Origin of the sequence: uncultured Psychroserpens sp., assembly GCF_947492715.1 — a bacterium.
GTDB lineage: Bacteria > Bacteroidota > Bacteroidia > Flavobacteriales > Flavobacteriaceae > Psychroserpens.
On record NZ_CANLNS010000005.1, the window covers coordinates 206,614 to 222,607 of the forward strand.

At 33.7% G+C, this 15,994-nt stretch carries 17 protein-coding genes; 8 read left to right on the top strand and 9 right to left on the bottom strand.

What is annotated here, in order from left to right:
• Positions 1-44 precede the first annotated feature (44 nt).
• Positions 45-1,148 (top strand): bestrophin family protein, encoded by a 1,104-nt coding sequence (locus tag Q0787_RS13445; RefSeq protein ID WP_298903338.1) that lies wholly within the window; start codon positions 45-47, stop codon positions 1,146-1,148.
• A 52-nt stretch (positions 1,149-1,200) separates the two neighbouring features.
• Here Q0787_RS13445 and Q0787_RS13450 read toward each other — a convergent pair whose 3' ends face one another.
• Together Q0787_RS13450 and Q0787_RS13455 are read right to left on the bottom strand one after the other, a co-directional pair.
• The gene (locus Q0787_RS13450) at positions 1,201-2,292 is read right to left on the bottom strand and encodes an endonuclease (RefSeq protein WP_298903340.1); all 1,092 of its coding nucleotides are present in this window, start codon (positions 2,290-2,292) and stop codon (positions 1,201-1,203) included.
• Between the two features lie 11 nt (positions 2,293-2,303).
• Positions 2,304-3,521, bottom strand: coding sequence for a methyltransferase domain-containing protein (locus tag Q0787_RS13455; RefSeq protein ID WP_298903341.1), 1,218 nt, complete (start codon positions 3,519-3,521; stop codon positions 2,304-2,306).
• Between the two features lie 150 nt (positions 3,522-3,671).
• On the opposite strand from Q0787_RS13455, the gene Q0787_RS13460 reads away from it, so the two are divergent.
• The 4 genes from Q0787_RS13460 to Q0787_RS13475 all read left to right on the top strand — a co-directional run bounded on the left by Q0787_RS13460 (position 3,672) and on the right by Q0787_RS13475 (position 6,339).
• Entirely contained in the window at positions 3,672-4,250 is a 579-nt protein-coding gene (locus tag Q0787_RS13460; protein WP_298903342.1) for an RNA polymerase sigma factor, read from the top strand.
• A 39-nt stretch (positions 4,251-4,289) separates the two neighbouring features.
• The gene (locus tag Q0787_RS13465; protein ID WP_298903343.1) at positions 4,290-4,610 is read left to right on the top strand and encodes a hypothetical protein; all 321 of its coding nucleotides are present in this window, start codon (positions 4,290-4,292) and stop codon (positions 4,608-4,610) included.
• Between the two features lie 4 nt (positions 4,611-4,614).
• Positions 4,615-5,070, top strand: coding sequence for a hypothetical protein (locus tag Q0787_RS13470; RefSeq protein ID WP_298903344.1), 456 nt, complete (start codon positions 4,615-4,617; stop codon positions 5,068-5,070).
• 135 nt (positions 5,071-5,205) lie between these two features.
• Positions 5,206-6,339 carry an oxidoreductase gene (locus Q0787_RS13475; RefSeq protein ID WP_298903345.1) on the top strand — a complete coding sequence of 378 codons (1,134 nt, stop codon included), beginning with the start codon at positions 5,206-5,208 and terminating at the stop codon, positions 6,337-6,339.
• A gap of 29 nt (positions 6,340-6,368) precedes the next feature.
• Here Q0787_RS13475 and Q0787_RS13480 read toward each other — a convergent pair whose 3' ends face one another.
• From Q0787_RS13480 to Q0787_RS13510, 7 genes are all read right to left on the bottom strand, one after another.
• Entirely contained in the window at positions 6,369-6,818 is a 450-nt protein-coding gene (locus Q0787_RS13480) for a hypothetical protein (RefSeq protein WP_298903347.1), read from the bottom strand.
• 5 nt (positions 6,819-6,823) lie between these two features.
• Entirely contained in the window at positions 6,824-7,324 is a 501-nt protein-coding gene (locus tag Q0787_RS13485) for a hypothetical protein (RefSeq protein WP_298903348.1), read from the bottom strand.
• 30 nt (positions 7,325-7,354) lie between these two features.
• Positions 7,355-7,897 carry an RNA polymerase sigma factor gene (locus tag Q0787_RS13490; RefSeq protein WP_298903350.1) on the bottom strand — a complete coding sequence of 181 codons (543 nt, stop codon included), beginning with the start codon at positions 7,895-7,897 and terminating at the stop codon, positions 7,355-7,357.
• 292 nt (positions 7,898-8,189) lie between these two features.
• Positions 8,190-10,028 carry an ABC transporter ATP-binding protein gene (locus Q0787_RS13495; RefSeq protein WP_298903351.1) on the bottom strand — a complete coding sequence of 613 codons (1,839 nt, stop codon included), beginning with the start codon at positions 10,026-10,028 and terminating at the stop codon, positions 8,190-8,192.
• Positions 10,028-11,758 (bottom strand): phospho-sugar mutase, encoded by a 1,731-nt coding sequence (locus Q0787_RS13500; protein WP_298903352.1) that lies wholly within the window; start codon positions 11,756-11,758, stop codon positions 10,028-10,030. The genes Q0787_RS13495 and Q0787_RS13500 overlap by 1 nt, the downstream gene beginning before the upstream one ends.
• A 76-nt stretch (positions 11,759-11,834) precedes the next feature.
• On the bottom strand, positions 11,835-12,782 hold the full coding sequence (locus Q0787_RS13505; RefSeq protein ID WP_298903353.1) for a glycosyltransferase family 2 protein: 948 nt from the start codon (positions 12,780-12,782) through the stop codon (positions 11,835-11,837).
• Positions 12,783-12,825: 43 nt separating this feature from the next.
• Positions 12,826-13,359 (bottom strand): DUF4199 domain-containing protein, encoded by a 534-nt coding sequence (locus tag Q0787_RS13510; RefSeq protein ID WP_298903354.1) that lies wholly within the window; start codon positions 13,357-13,359, stop codon positions 12,826-12,828.
• 160 nt (positions 13,360-13,519) lie between these two features.
• Between Q0787_RS13510 and Q0787_RS13515 the strand changes: the two genes are divergently transcribed.
• The 3 genes from Q0787_RS13515 (at position 13,520) to Q0787_RS13525 (ending at position 15,962) form a co-directional block, all read left to right on the top strand.
• On the top strand, positions 13,520-13,771 hold the full coding sequence (locus tag Q0787_RS13515; RefSeq protein ID WP_230936273.1) for a type B 50S ribosomal protein L31: 252 nt from the start codon (positions 13,520-13,522) through the stop codon (positions 13,769-13,771).
• 98 nt (positions 13,772-13,869) lie between these two features.
• Positions 13,870-15,045 carry a GlmU family protein gene (locus tag Q0787_RS13520; RefSeq protein ID WP_298903356.1) on the top strand — a complete coding sequence of 392 codons (1,176 nt, stop codon included), beginning with the start codon at positions 13,870-13,872 and terminating at the stop codon, positions 15,043-15,045.
• 17 nt (positions 15,046-15,062) lie between these two features.
• Positions 15,063-15,962: a hypothetical protein gene (locus tag Q0787_RS13525; protein ID WP_298903357.1), complete on the top strand. Its 900-nt coding sequence runs from the start codon at positions 15,063-15,065 to the stop codon at positions 15,960-15,962.
• Positions 15,963-15,994: the final 32 nt, after the last annotated feature.

Consider the following 15,994-nt stretch of genomic DNA (forward strand, 5'->3'; position numbering starts at 1 on the left):
ATTAATCTTAAATTATTTACTTTTAGTTAACTTAAACCAATACTATGTATACAAGACGAATATTTCCTATTAAAGGTGTTATTAAATGGACACGACGACATATTTTTTTCTTTTTAATTCTATCCACTATTCCAGTTGTTTTGTTTGACGTTGTCGGACTTAAATGGTTGCATGTGCCTTGGTTGCCATTAGGTGTTATGGGTACCGCTGTTGCCTTTATAGTGAGTTTTAAAAATAATGCCTCTTATGATCGTCTTTGGGAAGCGCGTAAAATTTGGGGAGGTATTGTAAACGCTTCGCGCTCTTGGACAATAATGGTCAAAGATTTTATTAATAATGATCATACAAAGGAACAATTCTCTAATGATCAATTGCATGGTATTCATAAGGAATTGGTGCATAGACATGTGGCGTGGTTAACGGCTTTACGTTATCAATTGAGAGCAGATAAACCTTGGGAACAACATTTAAAAGCTGGAAAATCGAATCGAGAATTTAGAGAAAGTCAATTTCTAGTTTGTGAGGATACGATTCCGATAGAAGAGGCGATTAAGGGGTACATTTCTGAAGATGAGTATAAAGAGGTTTTTGCTAAAGGTAATAGAGCATCTCAGTTGTTGGGTGTTCAATCTAAACGATTAAAAGAATTAAAACAACAAGATTTAATTGAAGATTTCAGGCATATGGAATTGTCTAATATGCTTGTTGAATTCTATACGCTTCAAGGAAAGAGCGAACGTATTAAAAACTTCCCGTATCCTAGACAGTTTGCAACACTAAATTATATGTTTGTTTGGATATTTATTATTTTGTTGCCTTTTGGAATTATGGAAGGATTTGAAGAAATAGGCGAGCACATTTTTACTGATTTGGCTGGTCATGAGTCGCATTCTTCGGCGTTACATAAAGCTCAGGAATTTATTGCTAAACATTTTGTGTGGTTTTCCATTCCTTTTAGTACGCTTTTAGCTTGGGTTTTTCATACTATGGAAGCCATTGGTGAGAACACGGAAAACCCTTTTGAAGGAGGACCTAATGACGTGCCAATAACAAATATGAGTCGAGGTATTGAAATTGATATCAGGCAACTTATTGATGACATTGATATTCCTGAACCTTATACATGGAAAAATGATATCATAATGTAATAAAAAAAGCGACTCTTAGAGTCGCTTTTTTTATTATGTTCAGTTATTCTAATTACTGCTTAATCAATTTTTTAGTAACACTACCGTTTTGAGAATTTAATTTCACTAAATAAACGCCTTTAGATAATCCAGAAATATTTAATCTTTTTTGGTTTGAAGTGATATTTTGGCTTTTAACTTTCTTTCCTAAAATATTATAAACTTCTACTGAAATATCAAAATTAGAATCAATAGTAACCTCATTTCCGTTAGCTGGATTAGGAAACATTTTGATTTGTTCTTGTTGAAATTCTGGAACAGATAAACTTGCCCATCTGTTTTGAGCATCTGGTCCGCCCCAAATAACAGTTGCTAAATATGGGTTATCTATAAACGGATTCCTATTTCCTTGGGCATATGTATTCGCCGCGTTTCCATGATAGTTGTTTCTTACATCTTCGATTCCTCCTTCTTCTACAGGATCTTCAGCATTCCACTGTAAGAATAGATCGATCATGTCATCTGGAGTAGAAACGTTACTGCCAATGCCTACTGCAGAAGGTAAACAACGGTCACCATAGCGTAAATACATGTACATTATTATTCGAGCACAATCACCTTTCCATTCGTCACCTGGATACCAACCTCCGTTTGCATTTCCAGACTCTCCATTTGGATATTGTCCTATGCTTTTTTCGGCAAATAGTCGATTGCCACGTTGACCATTACGTTGAACATCACTTGGCCTCAACATTTGAGCATCAGAACCTGGTCCTGAAGAACCTAAATCTGGATCTCCTAATGACCTTGGGTAAACATGTTCTCTATTCCAGTCACCAACATTTCCACCGTTATCAAATTTCCCTCTTGTTCTATCAGTAGTTACATTGCCATCAAAAGGAGGGTCGTCGTAACCATAGATTAGTAATACATTACTTGAATTATTTGGATCTTCATCTGTAATTCTTGAGGCGTCCCAAACCTGACTATATGTTAAGAAATTAGTGTGATTATTAATGGTTAATGTAATTAAATCACCCTTTAACGTTAAACCAGTAGACGTAATTTGATTGCCATAATAAGATTGCAATTCTGCTGGTGGTGTTAATTGAGCAAAAGCAAATGTGGTTGCAAAAGCTAATAATAAAGTGTAAAATTGTTTCATTTATTTGGGTATTATTTTTTCTTTTTTTCTAATAGAGCCATGTAAAATCCATCATAGCCAGATTTATGCGATAGCACGCTTTTATCTTTTACAAAGATAAAGTCTTTTCCTTGATCTGATGTTAAAAACGTATCAACTTGTTTTTTGTTTTCAGAAGGAAGTATAGAACATGTTGCGTATACAAGCTTTCCTCCATCTTTTACAATTCGAGAGTATTGTTGCAATATGTCTTGCTGCGTTGTTTTAATATTCTCAATAAATTCAGGTTGTAATTTCCATTTAGCATCTGGGTTTCGTTTTAAAACCCCAAGCCCTGAACAAGGCGCATCAATTAAAACGCGATCTGCTTTATCGTACAGTTTTTTAACAACTTTGGTCGACTCAATAGCTCTAGTTTCTATATTAAAGGCGCCATTTCGTTTAGCTCTTCGCTTTAATTCATGTAGCTTGTTTGCATAGATGTCTAAAGCAATAACTTGTCCTTTGTTTTCCATTAAAGATGCAAGATGTAGTGCTTTACCACCTGCGCCTGCACAAGCGTCTACAACACGCATTCCTGGTTTTACATCCAAAAACTCTGCCACTAATTGCGACGAGGCATCTTGAACTTCAAAAAAACCATTTTTGAAGGATTCAGTTTGAAATACGTTTGCTCTTTCTCTTAGTTTGAGTGCATTGGGATAACCTTTAATGCTTTCTGTTTCAATGTTGTCATCGAACAAAAGAGATTGTAATTTTTCTTTAGTTGTTTTTAAGGTATTAACTCTTAAAATAACATCGGCTTGCTCATTTAGTGCAGCAATTTCTTTTGTCCATATAGATTCACCTAGTTCTTTAACACCCAGTTCATCTAGCCAATCTGGAATAGCCTCCTTAAATTTTCGAGTTTGGGATAATTCATCAAAACGCCCTTTTATTTTACGTTGAGGTGTGTTTTCAAAATATTTCCAATCGGGTAATTTTATACCTCTTAACGTTGCCCAAACGGCAAAAATTCGCCATAAATTATCTCTGTCGAAAGGTGCCTTTACCTCGGCAATTTCGGCATATAAACGTTTCCAACGTACAATATCATAAGTGGTTTCAGCAACAAAGGCGCGATCACGACTTCCCCAACGTTTGTCACGTTTTAAGAGCTGTTGTATTACTTTGTCTGCATATTTGCCTTCATTAAAGATAAGTGTTAATCCATCGATAACAGCAAAGCATAAGTTTCTGTGTAAACGCATTATAAAAATTTAAGCATGCAAAGGTACATTAAAAGTTTATAAGTTGAAGCCTTTATTGTAAAGTGTTATCTTTTCAAAAATAATGAGCGTGCAAGTTTTTAAGAGAGACTGCATCTAAACTAGTTAATAATATAAGGAAGCATCATTTTTTTGACAGAAACTGAATTTATACAGCAATTAAAAAGTGGCAGTAGATTTGCATATAGTAGGTTGTTAGATGATTTTCAACACAAAGTATTTGCCACGTGTTTGTCTTTTGTTCCTAATAAGGAAGATGCTGAAGATATTGCTCAAGACGTTTTTTTGGAAGTTTTTAATTCGATTTCTAAATTTAAGGGACAGTCGAAATTATCCACATGGATTTATAGAATTACTACAAATAAATGTTTAGAGTTTATAAGAAAACGAAATACCAAGAAACGTTTTGCTTTTTTGCAACCTTTGTTAGGAGAGGGTTTTGAAATTGATAGAACTAACTATTTTACAGAAATTAATCACCCAGGAATCATTTTAGAACATAAGGAAGCGGGCGAACACATATTTAAAGCCATACATAATTTACCAGATGCACAAAAAGTTGTTTTTACGCTGCATAAAATTGATGGAAAAAGTTACAAAGAAATTTGTGACATTACAGAAAAGAGTCTTTCATCTATAGAGTCTTTAATGTTTAGAGCAAAAAAGAACTTACAGAAATCATTACAGAATTTTTACCAAAATGACAATTAGCGCAAGTTTTTTAATGTAATAACATCTAAATGAATGATAATGAATACAAAGAAGGATATACAAGATAAGATAGACAATACTTTAAATAGTATTAGTAAACGTAACGATTTAAAAGCATCTCCGTTTTTTAAGGATAAGACGATGTTACTTTTGTTTTCGGAAAAAAAGAAAGAGCATGTTTTTCTAGCTTGGTTCACACCAAAATTTCAACTGGCTACATTATTATGTTTTATTGTGCTAAATCTTGTTGCATTTACACAAATGAATACTTCTTCAACGACCGAAAATATTTTGGATTTTGCTGAAACGCATGGGTTAATGGAAAGTGAAGATATAGAAACGGTGTACGTAATAGAATAAAATTATGAAGAATAACAAGATACTTTATATCCTTATTGGTTTTTTAATTGTGGTAAATCTTTTTTTTCTGTTCAATTATCTAGGACATACCAATGGTAAGAAAAAGGAACATAAGCGTGATTTTATAACAAAGGAATTGAAATTTGATAACGATCAAATGGAGCGCTTTAAAGTGTTGAGAGACCAGCATTATTTGGAAGTGAGAACACTTTCAGATAGTATAGGGAATGTAAAAGAAGTTTTATATAAACATATTTCTGAAGCACCTATATCTAAACCAGACGTAGACTCAATTATTGCGGTGATTGGGAACTTAGAAGAAAAGAAGGATGTTGAACGTTTCTATTACTTTAAGGCCATTCATGACATTTGTAATGATGATCAGAAAGTTCGTTTTAAAGCATTAATAAAGAATGCGATTCACAAGAAAAGAGAAAAATCCTATAAGAGTAAAAGATAAAATATTAGAACTTAGCCATATAAACCACTATAAAGCATAGGTTTTAATAATTTTGATTGATTAGATTGATGTCTATTTGAAAAGCTTTGCGATTATGTCGTAGAGCTTTTCTATTTTTATAGAAATTTGATTCTCATGAAAAAAATACTACGTTTTATTATAGCTCCAATTTTAGTTCTAGCACTGTTTGGTTTTACATTAACCAATGCTGGCGAGAAGACGTCTATAGCGTTTAAAAAACAATTTACCAAGGTTGAGATAGAAACTGTTCTTCAAGATTCTTTGTTAAATATTAGAGCCATTGAATTGGTTAAAGGTTTAGATGGGATCGCTTTTTTAACCTCTAGAGGTGAGTTTGGAGCGATTGGCCCTAAAGATGCTTTTGAAGCTGTGCGTAGTGTTGGGTTAGATCAGTCTGAAAATTATGATATCGTTTTTCCAATTGCATTGAAATATGACTCTATCACACCTAATTTTAGAGCATTGTCTGCGAATAAAAAACATGGATATGGCATTAGTATTGGTTCACCAGCATTAATTTATAAGTTAAATATTGATGAAGAGAAAATTAAAATTGTTTATAAAGAAGAGCATCCAAAGGCATTTTATGACTCGATGGAGTTTTGGAATGATGATGAAGGGATTGCCATTGGAGATCCAACAGAAGATTGTATGAGTATTATTATAACTCGCGATGGAGGGAATACCTGGTCAAAATTATCTTGTGACGACTTACCAAAGGCTAAAGAAGGCGAAGCAGCATTTGCAGCTAGTGATACAAATATTGCTATTGTTGGAGATCAGACATGGGTAGCTACTGGCGGAAAGTCTAGTCGCATTTTATATTCTGCCGATAAAGGAAAAACTTGGAGCGTTTTTGAGACACCTATTGTTCAAGGCTTGGAAACTACAGGGATGTATTCGGTAGATTTTTATGATGAAAATCATGGTTTTGCAATTGGAGGAGATTATACAAAACCAGCCGATAGTAGTGCGAATAAAGTAAGAACAAAAGATGGCGGAAAAACATGGGAATTAGTAGCCGAAAATCAGTCACCTGGATATAGAAGCTGTGTGAAGTATGTGCCTAATGGAGCAGGGAAGAAGTTAGTGGCAATTGGTTTTAAAGGGATTGATTATTCTGGCGATTCTGGTGATTCATGGACCCATTTAAGTGATGAGGGCTTTTATACCATTAGATTTTTAAACGATAGTATTGCCTATGCTGCAGGGCGTGGACGCATATCAAAATTGACATTTAAAGAATAAAAAAAAGAAGCCATTTGGGCTTCTTTTTTTTATGGTCTATTTTTTTTGAATTTTTCTCTTCGTTTTTTCATTTCCTCCAACATACGTTTATTGAAAGCGGTCTCAGCAAAGCGTAGCTTTAATATTTTTTTTGCAGGAATAGCCGTTAACAAGTTCTCGGTCAACTCGGCCTTTAGAGCGTGCATTTCTTTTTCAAAAGCAACTAAATCTTTTAAGGCTTTTTTTGCTTCATTTTCGGTAAGTGATTCAATGTTTAACTTACGTCGTTTTTCACGTCCATTTATACGTAGCATTTCCATTTCCTTGTCATGTGCATTATAAATAGGCCAGAACTTCTGAGCCTCTGCTTCAGTAAGATCCAATTGATCTGTAATAAATGCAATTTTTAAGGATCTAATCTTATCCTTTTGCTGTTTTTTTTGTCCAAATGCACTCAGGGTTAATGCAATAAATAGTAGGGTTATAAGTGTTTTTTTCATAATAATTATTCTATAATGAGGTCTTCAAGTTCAGCATTATCTAGGAGATAGTCTTCAATAGAAGTTTCAGGTATTTCGTTGTCTATAAAATTGTCGTTATCTAATTCGTCATCCGTTAATAGCGATGCCAATTCGTTTGATGTATAATCTTCATATTCTAAGTAGTTTTCTATGGAAACGATTTCAAGATCGTCCCAAGATACATGATCTGAAGACTTAAAAAAGAGACTAAACATCAAAATTAACACAGCTGCCACTGCTGTTGAATACATGATTTTTTTCCATGGAAATAACCTAACTACTTTAGTATCGCTTTCCGAGGCAACGGTATCTAGTATTGCACTTTCAACAGTATCAAAATAAGACTCAGGAACGTCAAAACCAGATTGATCAACCTTATCTACAATCTTAACTTCATTGAGAATTTGCTCTTCTACTTGAGAAAAGTAATCCTTAGGTGTTTTAAAACCTGAAGTCTTGATTGTATTTAATTTATTTTGTTTCATAACTGTAAGACTCTTTTGTCTCTATTTGGTTTAATCTTGAGTTAAATATGCCTCTATCTTTTTTACGGCAATATGATAAGATGCTTTTAAAGCGCCTTCGCTGGTGTCTAAAATTTCTGACATCTCCTTGTATTTAATATCTTGAAAATACTTCATATTAAAAACCAATTGTTGCTTTTCGGGTAAAGTGACTATGGCTTGCTGCAATTTATATTGAATGTCATCACCTTCAAAATAAACATCAGCTTTTATATTATTTACTAAATGTCGATGTGTCTCTTCATTAGATAGATTTAAATGTTTTGCGTTTTTTTTGATATGAGTAAGAGATTCATTGGTGGCAATACGATACATCCAAGAATACAACTTACTATCTCCTTTAAAGTTATGGATATTTTTATAGATTTTAATAAAGGTGTTTTGTAGCACATCATCTGCGTCATTATGAGTTTTTACAATATGACGAATATGCCAATAGAGGCGCTCCTTATAAAGTTTTAACAGTTCTCTAAAGGCGGCTTCTTTTGTTGATGAGGCTGATAACAGCTGTATGAAATCTTGTTCGTTATCCAATAAAAGGTTTTTTTATTTAGACAATTCAATTTACAGAAAGTTTAATGAAAAAAAATAAAATTATTAAAAATTTGATTATCAATATGTTAAGTATAAAAACATCGATAAAGTGTAAATAAATAACGTTGAAATGCATTTTTTTCTTGCATACTACGTTTATTTAATTTATGTTTGTCTCAGCCTAACCTACTTAAATATTGCCATTGTCCCCAAATATGGTAATAGAAACGAAAAGGATGCAACATATGTTGCATCCTTTTCTGTTTTATGTCTTTGTCTTCTGAAATTTTAATTAATCGAAACTCTGCATGTTTACTAATTTTTTGTAAACACCATTCTTAGCCATGAGTTCGTCATGCGTACCTTGCTCGGCAATTTCACCTTTGCTCATAACGATAATTTCATCGGCATTTTGAATGGTAGATAACCTATGTGCTATGACGATAGATGTTCTGTTTTTCATCATATTCTCTAGAGCGATTTGAACCAAACGTTCACTTTCGGTATCTAAAGCAGAGGTAGCCTCATCTAAAATCATGATTGGCGGATTTTTTAGAACAGCTCTTGCAATACTTAAGCGTTGTTTTTGTCCTCCAGAAACTTTAGTTCCTGCATCACCAATATTAAAGTCTAGCCCTCCTTTTAAATCTTTAACAAATTCCCATGCATTGGCAATTTTCAGGGCGTTAATAACCTCTTCGTCAGTTGCATCTTCTTTTCCTAAGAGGATGTTGTTTCTTACAGTATCATTAAACAATATAGAGTCTTGCGTTACCAGTCCCATTAAACCTCTTAGAGAATGTTTTGTGAGTTGTCTTATGTCTGTACCGTCTATAGAGATGTTACCATCTGTAACGTCATAAAAACGTGTAACTAAATTGGCGATGGTAGATTTTCCGCTTCCAGATTGTCCAACTAATGCAACACTCTTTCCTAAAGGAACTTTAATAGAAAAGTTTTTAAGTACTAAATCCTCTTCATATTTAAATGAGATGTTGTTTAATGCAATTTCTGAAGTAAAGTCTTTCTTAACAATAGCATTTGGTTGATCCTCAAGAGTTGAGGTTGTATTTAAGATTTCTAAAACACGCTCAGCCGCTGCATTTCCTTTTTTAACACTATAGCTGGCCTTACTAATAGCCTTTGCTGGCGTAAGAATATTATAGGCTAATCCCATATAGGCAATAAAAGAGCTGCCATCGAGTGTTCCGTCAATGAGTACCATTCTGCCTCCATACCACAGCAAAATTGCAATGACTGTAATACCTAAGAATTCACTTGTAGGCGAAGCGAAGTTTTGGCGATTTAATAGCTTATTAGAAAAGTGGTAGAACCTCGTTGTTGAGGCTTTAAATTTATTGGAAAAGGAGGTTTCACCATTAAATCCTTTAATGACTTTTAATCCTCCTAAGGTTTCCTCTATAATGGAGAGAAAATTCCCTTGCTCTTTTTGCACGCGATCGGATTTCTTTTTTAAAGATTTTCCAATTCTAGATATAATAAACCCTGATATAGGAATAAAGATAAATACAAAGAGTGTTAGTTTAGCACTAATCAATAACATCATTACTATTGTAAATATGATTGTTAGCGGTTCTCTAACTATGAGTTCTAAGATGGAAAGAAAGGATCCTTGAATTTCTTGCACATCGTTTGATATTCTTGCCATGGTATCTCCTTTTCGTTTTTCTGAAAAGAAGGCAATAGGTAAATGAGTGATTTTATCAAAAATAGCATTCCTTAAATCTTTTAAAACACCATTTCTTAAAAATGTAATAAAATACATGGCTAAATAATTAAAGATGTTTTTTAAGAAAAAAAGTAAAATGACCAAAGAAATAACCAAAAGAAGGGCTTTTGAAGGATCATCTTGAGCAAAGCCATCAACTCTGTATGCCATAAAATCTTTAAAATAGTCCATGGTGTTAGAAATACCAGTCCACACAGGCTTTACTATAGCTTCTTGCTCTTCGCAAGGCTGATCTGTAGGAAAGAGTACATCTAACATTGGAATTAATGCAATAAATGACAATGCGCTAAATAAGGCATAAAAAATATTACACATAATATTTAGAGCGGCAAATCTCTTATAAGGTCTTGCAAAACCTAATATTTGTTTGAAATAATTCATTAATTGAGTTTCATATCGTTTAAGATGGCATCAATACGAGCTTCCAATTTTTGTTCCGTTGCTTTAAACTCTGACACATTGTCTAGTGTTGTATTTACACTGATATAGAATTTTATTTTTGGCTCTGTACCACTTGGTCTTAACGCAATTTTACTTCCATCTTCGGTATAATAAATCAACACATTCGATTTAGGAACGTCTATAGGTGTTTCTTCTCCTGTAGTTGCGTTTTTTACAATTGATAATTGATAATCTTCGATTCTAGCAACTTGGGATCCATTAACTTCTTTCAATGGGTTTTTGCGAGCGTCAATCATCATTTGTTTGATTTCTTGAGCACCTTCAATCCCTTTTTTTGTAAAGGATACTAAGCGTTCTTTATAAAAGCCATGTTCGATGTATAAATCTATGAGTTCTTTATACATACTAATTCCTTTTGCTTTTGCTTGAGCCGCTATTTCACAAGCCAAAAGGGTAGAGGTTACAGCATCCTTATCTCTTACAAAATCGCCAACCATAAACCCAAAACTTTCTTCGCCTCCTCCAATGAAATCTAAATGAGGAAAGTCTTTAATCATTTTTGCAATCCATTTAAAACCAGTAAGACCTATTTTGCATTCTACATCATAAGCATTAGTTAAAACAGACATCATAGGTGTAGATACAATGGTAGATCCTACAAACTGGTTACCATTAATTCTATTGCCATTTTTCCATTGTTTTAATAAGAAATTCGTCATCAATATCATGGTTTGGTTTCCGTTAAGGATTACCAATTCACCTTCAAGATTTCTTACGGCTACGCCCAAACGATCACAATCTGGATCTGTTCCTATAACAATATCACCATCTACTTTATTTGCCAGTTCAACAGCCATTTTTAGAGCTTCTGGTTCTTCAGGGTTTGGAGATTTGACAGTAGGGAAGTCTCCGTTTGGTTCACGTTGTTCTTCAACAATGTTAACATTGGTATAGCCAGCACGCTTTAAGGTTTCGGGAATGGCAGTAATCGACGTTCCATGCAAAGAAGTGAATACAATATTTAAATTTTCTCTGGCTACTTTAGATGTGTTGAAACTTCCATTTTTTACACTGTTGTCAATAAAAACGTCATCAACGGTTTGCCCAATATATTCTATAAGAGATGCTTTAGCTTCAAACTTGATTTCAGAATATTCTAGACGAGAAATTTCAGCAATAATTTCCCCATCTTGAGGCGGAACTAGTTGACCACCATCTTGCCAGTACACTTTGTAACCGTTATACTCTGGCGGATTGTGTGAAGCGGTTAAAACAATACCACAGTGACAACCTAAATGCTTTAGGGCAAACGATAGTTCTGGTGTTGGTCTTAAATCTTCAAAAAGATATACCCGTATTCCGTTGGCAGAAAACACATCGGCTACAACTTTTGCCAATGATTTGCTATTATGTCGGCAATCATAGGCAATGGCTACTTTTAAATCTTCAGAAGGGAATTGTGTTTTTAAATAGTTGCTTAGTCCTTGTGTGTTTTTCCCAAGGGTAAATTTATTAATACGATTGGTACCAATTCCCATGATACCTCGCATTCCTCCGGTTCCAAATTCAAGGTCTTTATAGAAACTTTCTTGAAGTTCGGTTGGATTATTGGCGATTAAATCTTTTATATAATTTTGAGTCTCTAGATCAAAAGCTGGTGTTAACCATGTGTTGACACGCTCTAATAGTTGCGGTTCAATATGTATCATAAGTAATAATTATGCTGCAAAAGTACGTAATTCAATAATTTTGAATGAATAAGGTCTTGTTAATTTGGAGTGGCTTTTAAAAATTAAGTTCTTGTTTAATTAAATAGCGACTTCTATCTCTTTTAGAACGTAATATTAGTTCGCCTAAGAAACCAGCAACAAAAAATTGGGAGCCTAGAATCATTGTAGTGAGTGCTATATAAAATTGAGGACGATCTGTAATTAATCTACCAGTAGGGTTTAGCAAAAGTTTGTCAATACCTAAATAGAAGGCGAATATAAATCCAATACCGAACATAAGGACGCCTAGGGCTCCAAACAGGTGCATTGGACGTTTGCCAAATCGAGATAAGAACCAAATCGTAATAAGATCTAGAAAGCCATTTACAAAGCGATCCATACCAAATTTTGTTTCGCCATATTTTCGAGCCTGATGCTGTACAACTTTCTCACCAATTTTTACAAACCCTGCGTTTTTGGCTAAAACAGGAATGTAGCGGTGCATTTCACCGTTGACATCGATATTTTTTATAACATTTTTATTGTAAGCTTTAAGTCCGCAATTAAAATCATTTAGTTTAACGCCAGAGGTACGTCTTGCGGCCCAATTGAATAATTTCGAAGGGAGATTTTTAGCAATTACCGAATCATATCGTTTCTTTTTCCATCCAGAGACTAAATCAAACTTTTGAACCATAATCATAGTGTACAATTCAGGGATTTCCTCAGGATTATCTTGTAGGTCGGCATCCATAGTAATCACAACATCGCCTTCGGCTTTTGCAAATCCTGCGTGTAGTGCTTGCGATTTTCCAAAGTTTTTCAAAAAACGTATACCTTTAACACTAGGGTTTTGTTGAGATAACTTCATGATGGTAGACCAAGACTCATCTGTACTTCCATCATCTATAAAAATGATTTCATACGAAAAACGATTGGATTGCATGACTTTTGCAATCCAATCGTGTAATTCTGTTAATGACTCTTGTTCGTTAAGTAGTGGTATGACTACTGATATATTCATTTAGTTATTTTGAATGTTTAAAGTTCAAAAATACTGAAATTATTTAAGCTGCGTTCGGATCTTTTTTCTTCATGATTAGACCAACGATTAAGCCAATTACTATAAAAAAGATAAAACTTTGAGCTAAAGATCTCAACTGCGTACCAATAGCAAATGTATCTTGCTCTTGCATTGTAGCAATACTTTTATCAATTTCACTTTGTGGTGCTCCAACGCTTTCCATAAATGCCTGTGATTTTGAAATCACTAATTCTTTAAGATAGTCGGCCGAATCAGGATCAACAAAATTGAAAATGACGATAGCCACAATAGTATTGAGAATTAATCCTATTGCTACAGGAATTAAATACGCCGTAAATGCATTCTTGAAATTAATGAATCCACCTGATAAACTTTTGGCTTTGGCACTAGACACAACTCCAAAGGCAATAATAATAACCGGAAGAAGTAATAGAGTTAGCCAAAAATTAACTAGTAATTCAATTTTAAAGGCATATGCTAAAACTGTAAAAAGTACTAAAATTAATGACAAATAAATGCCATAATTAACCGCATGAGATTTTGATGATTTTTCCATAATTTGAGTTGATTATTTAGTGAATATGTTGGTTAGTATCTTTATGTGTAATTTTGTTACAATTATTGAAGAAATAAAAAAAGAAATAAATTATTGGTAATTTACAAAAATTACTTAAATTTGCACCTCCAAAATATTAAGGATTTTAAAGTTTAAAGAGATGAAAAAAGGAATACATCCAGAAAATTATAGATTAGTAGCATTTAAAGATATGTCTAACGATGACGTATTTTTAACTAAATCTACTGCTGAGACTAGTGAAACAATTGAAGTTGACGGTGTTGAGTATCCAGTAATTAAATTGGAAATTTCTAGAACATCTCATCCATACTATACTGGTAAGTCTAAATTAGTAGATACAGCAGGACGTATTGATAAGTTCAAAAACAAATACGCGAAGTTTAAGAAATAATCTTAAACAATATTATACACAGAGCCTTCAGGATTTTTCCCGAAGGCTTTTTTGTTTTATATAATTGATTTACTTTTAACAGCAAACTACACAGTAACATGAACTATATTCTTTTCGATGGTCCTTCTAGACATAACCTTTTGCCATTTACGTTTACAAGACCTGTGGCAGATATTAGAGTTGGTATACTCACTATAAGAGAAAAATGGGAAAAGCATTTAGGCTTTACAATTACAACGCTAACAGAAGAATATTTATCTGAAAAGTACCCAATGGTAGAGTTAGATGAAAATGTTATGATTAATGCATCCTATCTGCCAAATCAAGAATTGGTTGCTATTATTAGGGGTTTAGAAGAGAATCAAGCGATTTTTCAAGGAGAAGATGTGATTGCTTTTTTTTCAAAAGATACTCAAGATGAAATTGATTTTGAAACCTATGAAGCTATAGAATACAACGAAACTGTTTTGAAAATTGAGCACACATGGGATATTTTTGCCAATAACGGTGAAGCCATACAGGCCGATTTCGAATTGCTCACACGAGATAGACAATCCCAGCCTATTTCAAGTACCAACCAAATTCTAGGAGCGCAACATATTTTTATAGAAGAAGGAGCTCAGCTTGAATTTGTGACCTTAAACGCAAATTCTGGTCCTATTTATATTGGAAAGAACGCCGAGATAATGGAAGGTAGTGTTATTAGAGGCCCTTTTGCGTTATGCGAGCATGCTACGGTTAAAATGGGTGCCAAGATTTACGGACCAACAACTGTAGGACCACATAGTAAGGTTGGCGGAGAGGTAAATAACTCTGTCATTTTTGGATATTCTAATAAAGGCCACGATGGGTTTTTAGGAAACTCTGTATTGGGTGAATGGTGTAATCTTGGAGCAGACACGAATAACTCAAACTTGAAAAATAACTATGCCGAAGTGAGACTATGGGATTATCAAACCGAAGGTTTCGCTAGAACTGGATTGCAATTTTGTGGCCTTATGATGGGAGATCATAGTAAATGCGGTATTAATACCATGTTTAACACTGGTACAGTTGTTGGTGTAAGTGCTAATATCTTTGGAAGTGGATTTCCAAGAAATTTTGTGCCAAGTTTTTCTTGGGGCGGACATTCTGGATTTACTACCTATGTTACTAAGAAAGCATTTGAAGTAGCTGAGGTTGTTATGAAACGTCGTAACATAACGTTTTCTGAACAAGATAAAGCGATTTTAGAGCAGGTGTTCGAGGACACCAAGAAATGGAGAAAAAGCTAATATTAAATTACAATATCATGAAGTTTATTTGCAGTATCATTTTAATATTGACAATTAATTTCGGGTTTGCCCAAACCTACAAGATTAAAAACCTCAAAATTAATGACGATAAAAGTCAATATGGTGTTATCTTCCATAAAGGCGATAAAGTTTTTTACACATCTTACATGCTCGACAATAGAAATAGAGCAAGACGGGATCATGACAAGCGACTTATATTTACCATGTTTGAAGGTCAAAAAACGAAAGATGGTGAAATCATAAACTCGAAACAGTTTATTAAATCTGAAGATTTCGTGTTTAACACATCTAGCGCTGGGTTTAGTCCTGATGGAAAGTACATGTACATCACAACTAATTTTATGAAGCGCGGTAAATCTTATAAAAGGAAATTAAAATCCATAAATTTAAATATTCAAAGAGGTGAATATATTGAAGGACGTGGTTGGACAAATTTTGAACCTTTACCATTTTGTGAGCCCAAATATAATTATGGACATGCTGTTTTGAGTCCAGATGGATCCACAATGTATTTTACTTCGAATGCTCATGGCGCTCATGGACAAACAGATTTGTTCAAGGTGAAAATATTAGGTGATGGTAAATATGGTGAAGTTGAAAATCTAGGAAAAAAAATTAACTCACCACGAAGAGATATGTTTCCTTATGTGAGTAACGACAACATATTGTATTTTGCCTCAGATCGCGTTGGAGGTGTGGGAGGTTTAGATATTTACAGCTATGACCTAAAGGGAAATCCAGAAACAGAAGAACCTAAGTTGTTACCAAAGCCTATAAATAGTAGGAGTGATGATTTCTGTTATATTATTAATGCCGATAAAACAGAAGGTTATTTTTCATCAAGACGTCCTAGAGGAAAGGGTGAAGACGATATTTATTATTTTACTTTGAAATAGAATTGTATATTACAATGAAATAAATGAAAACA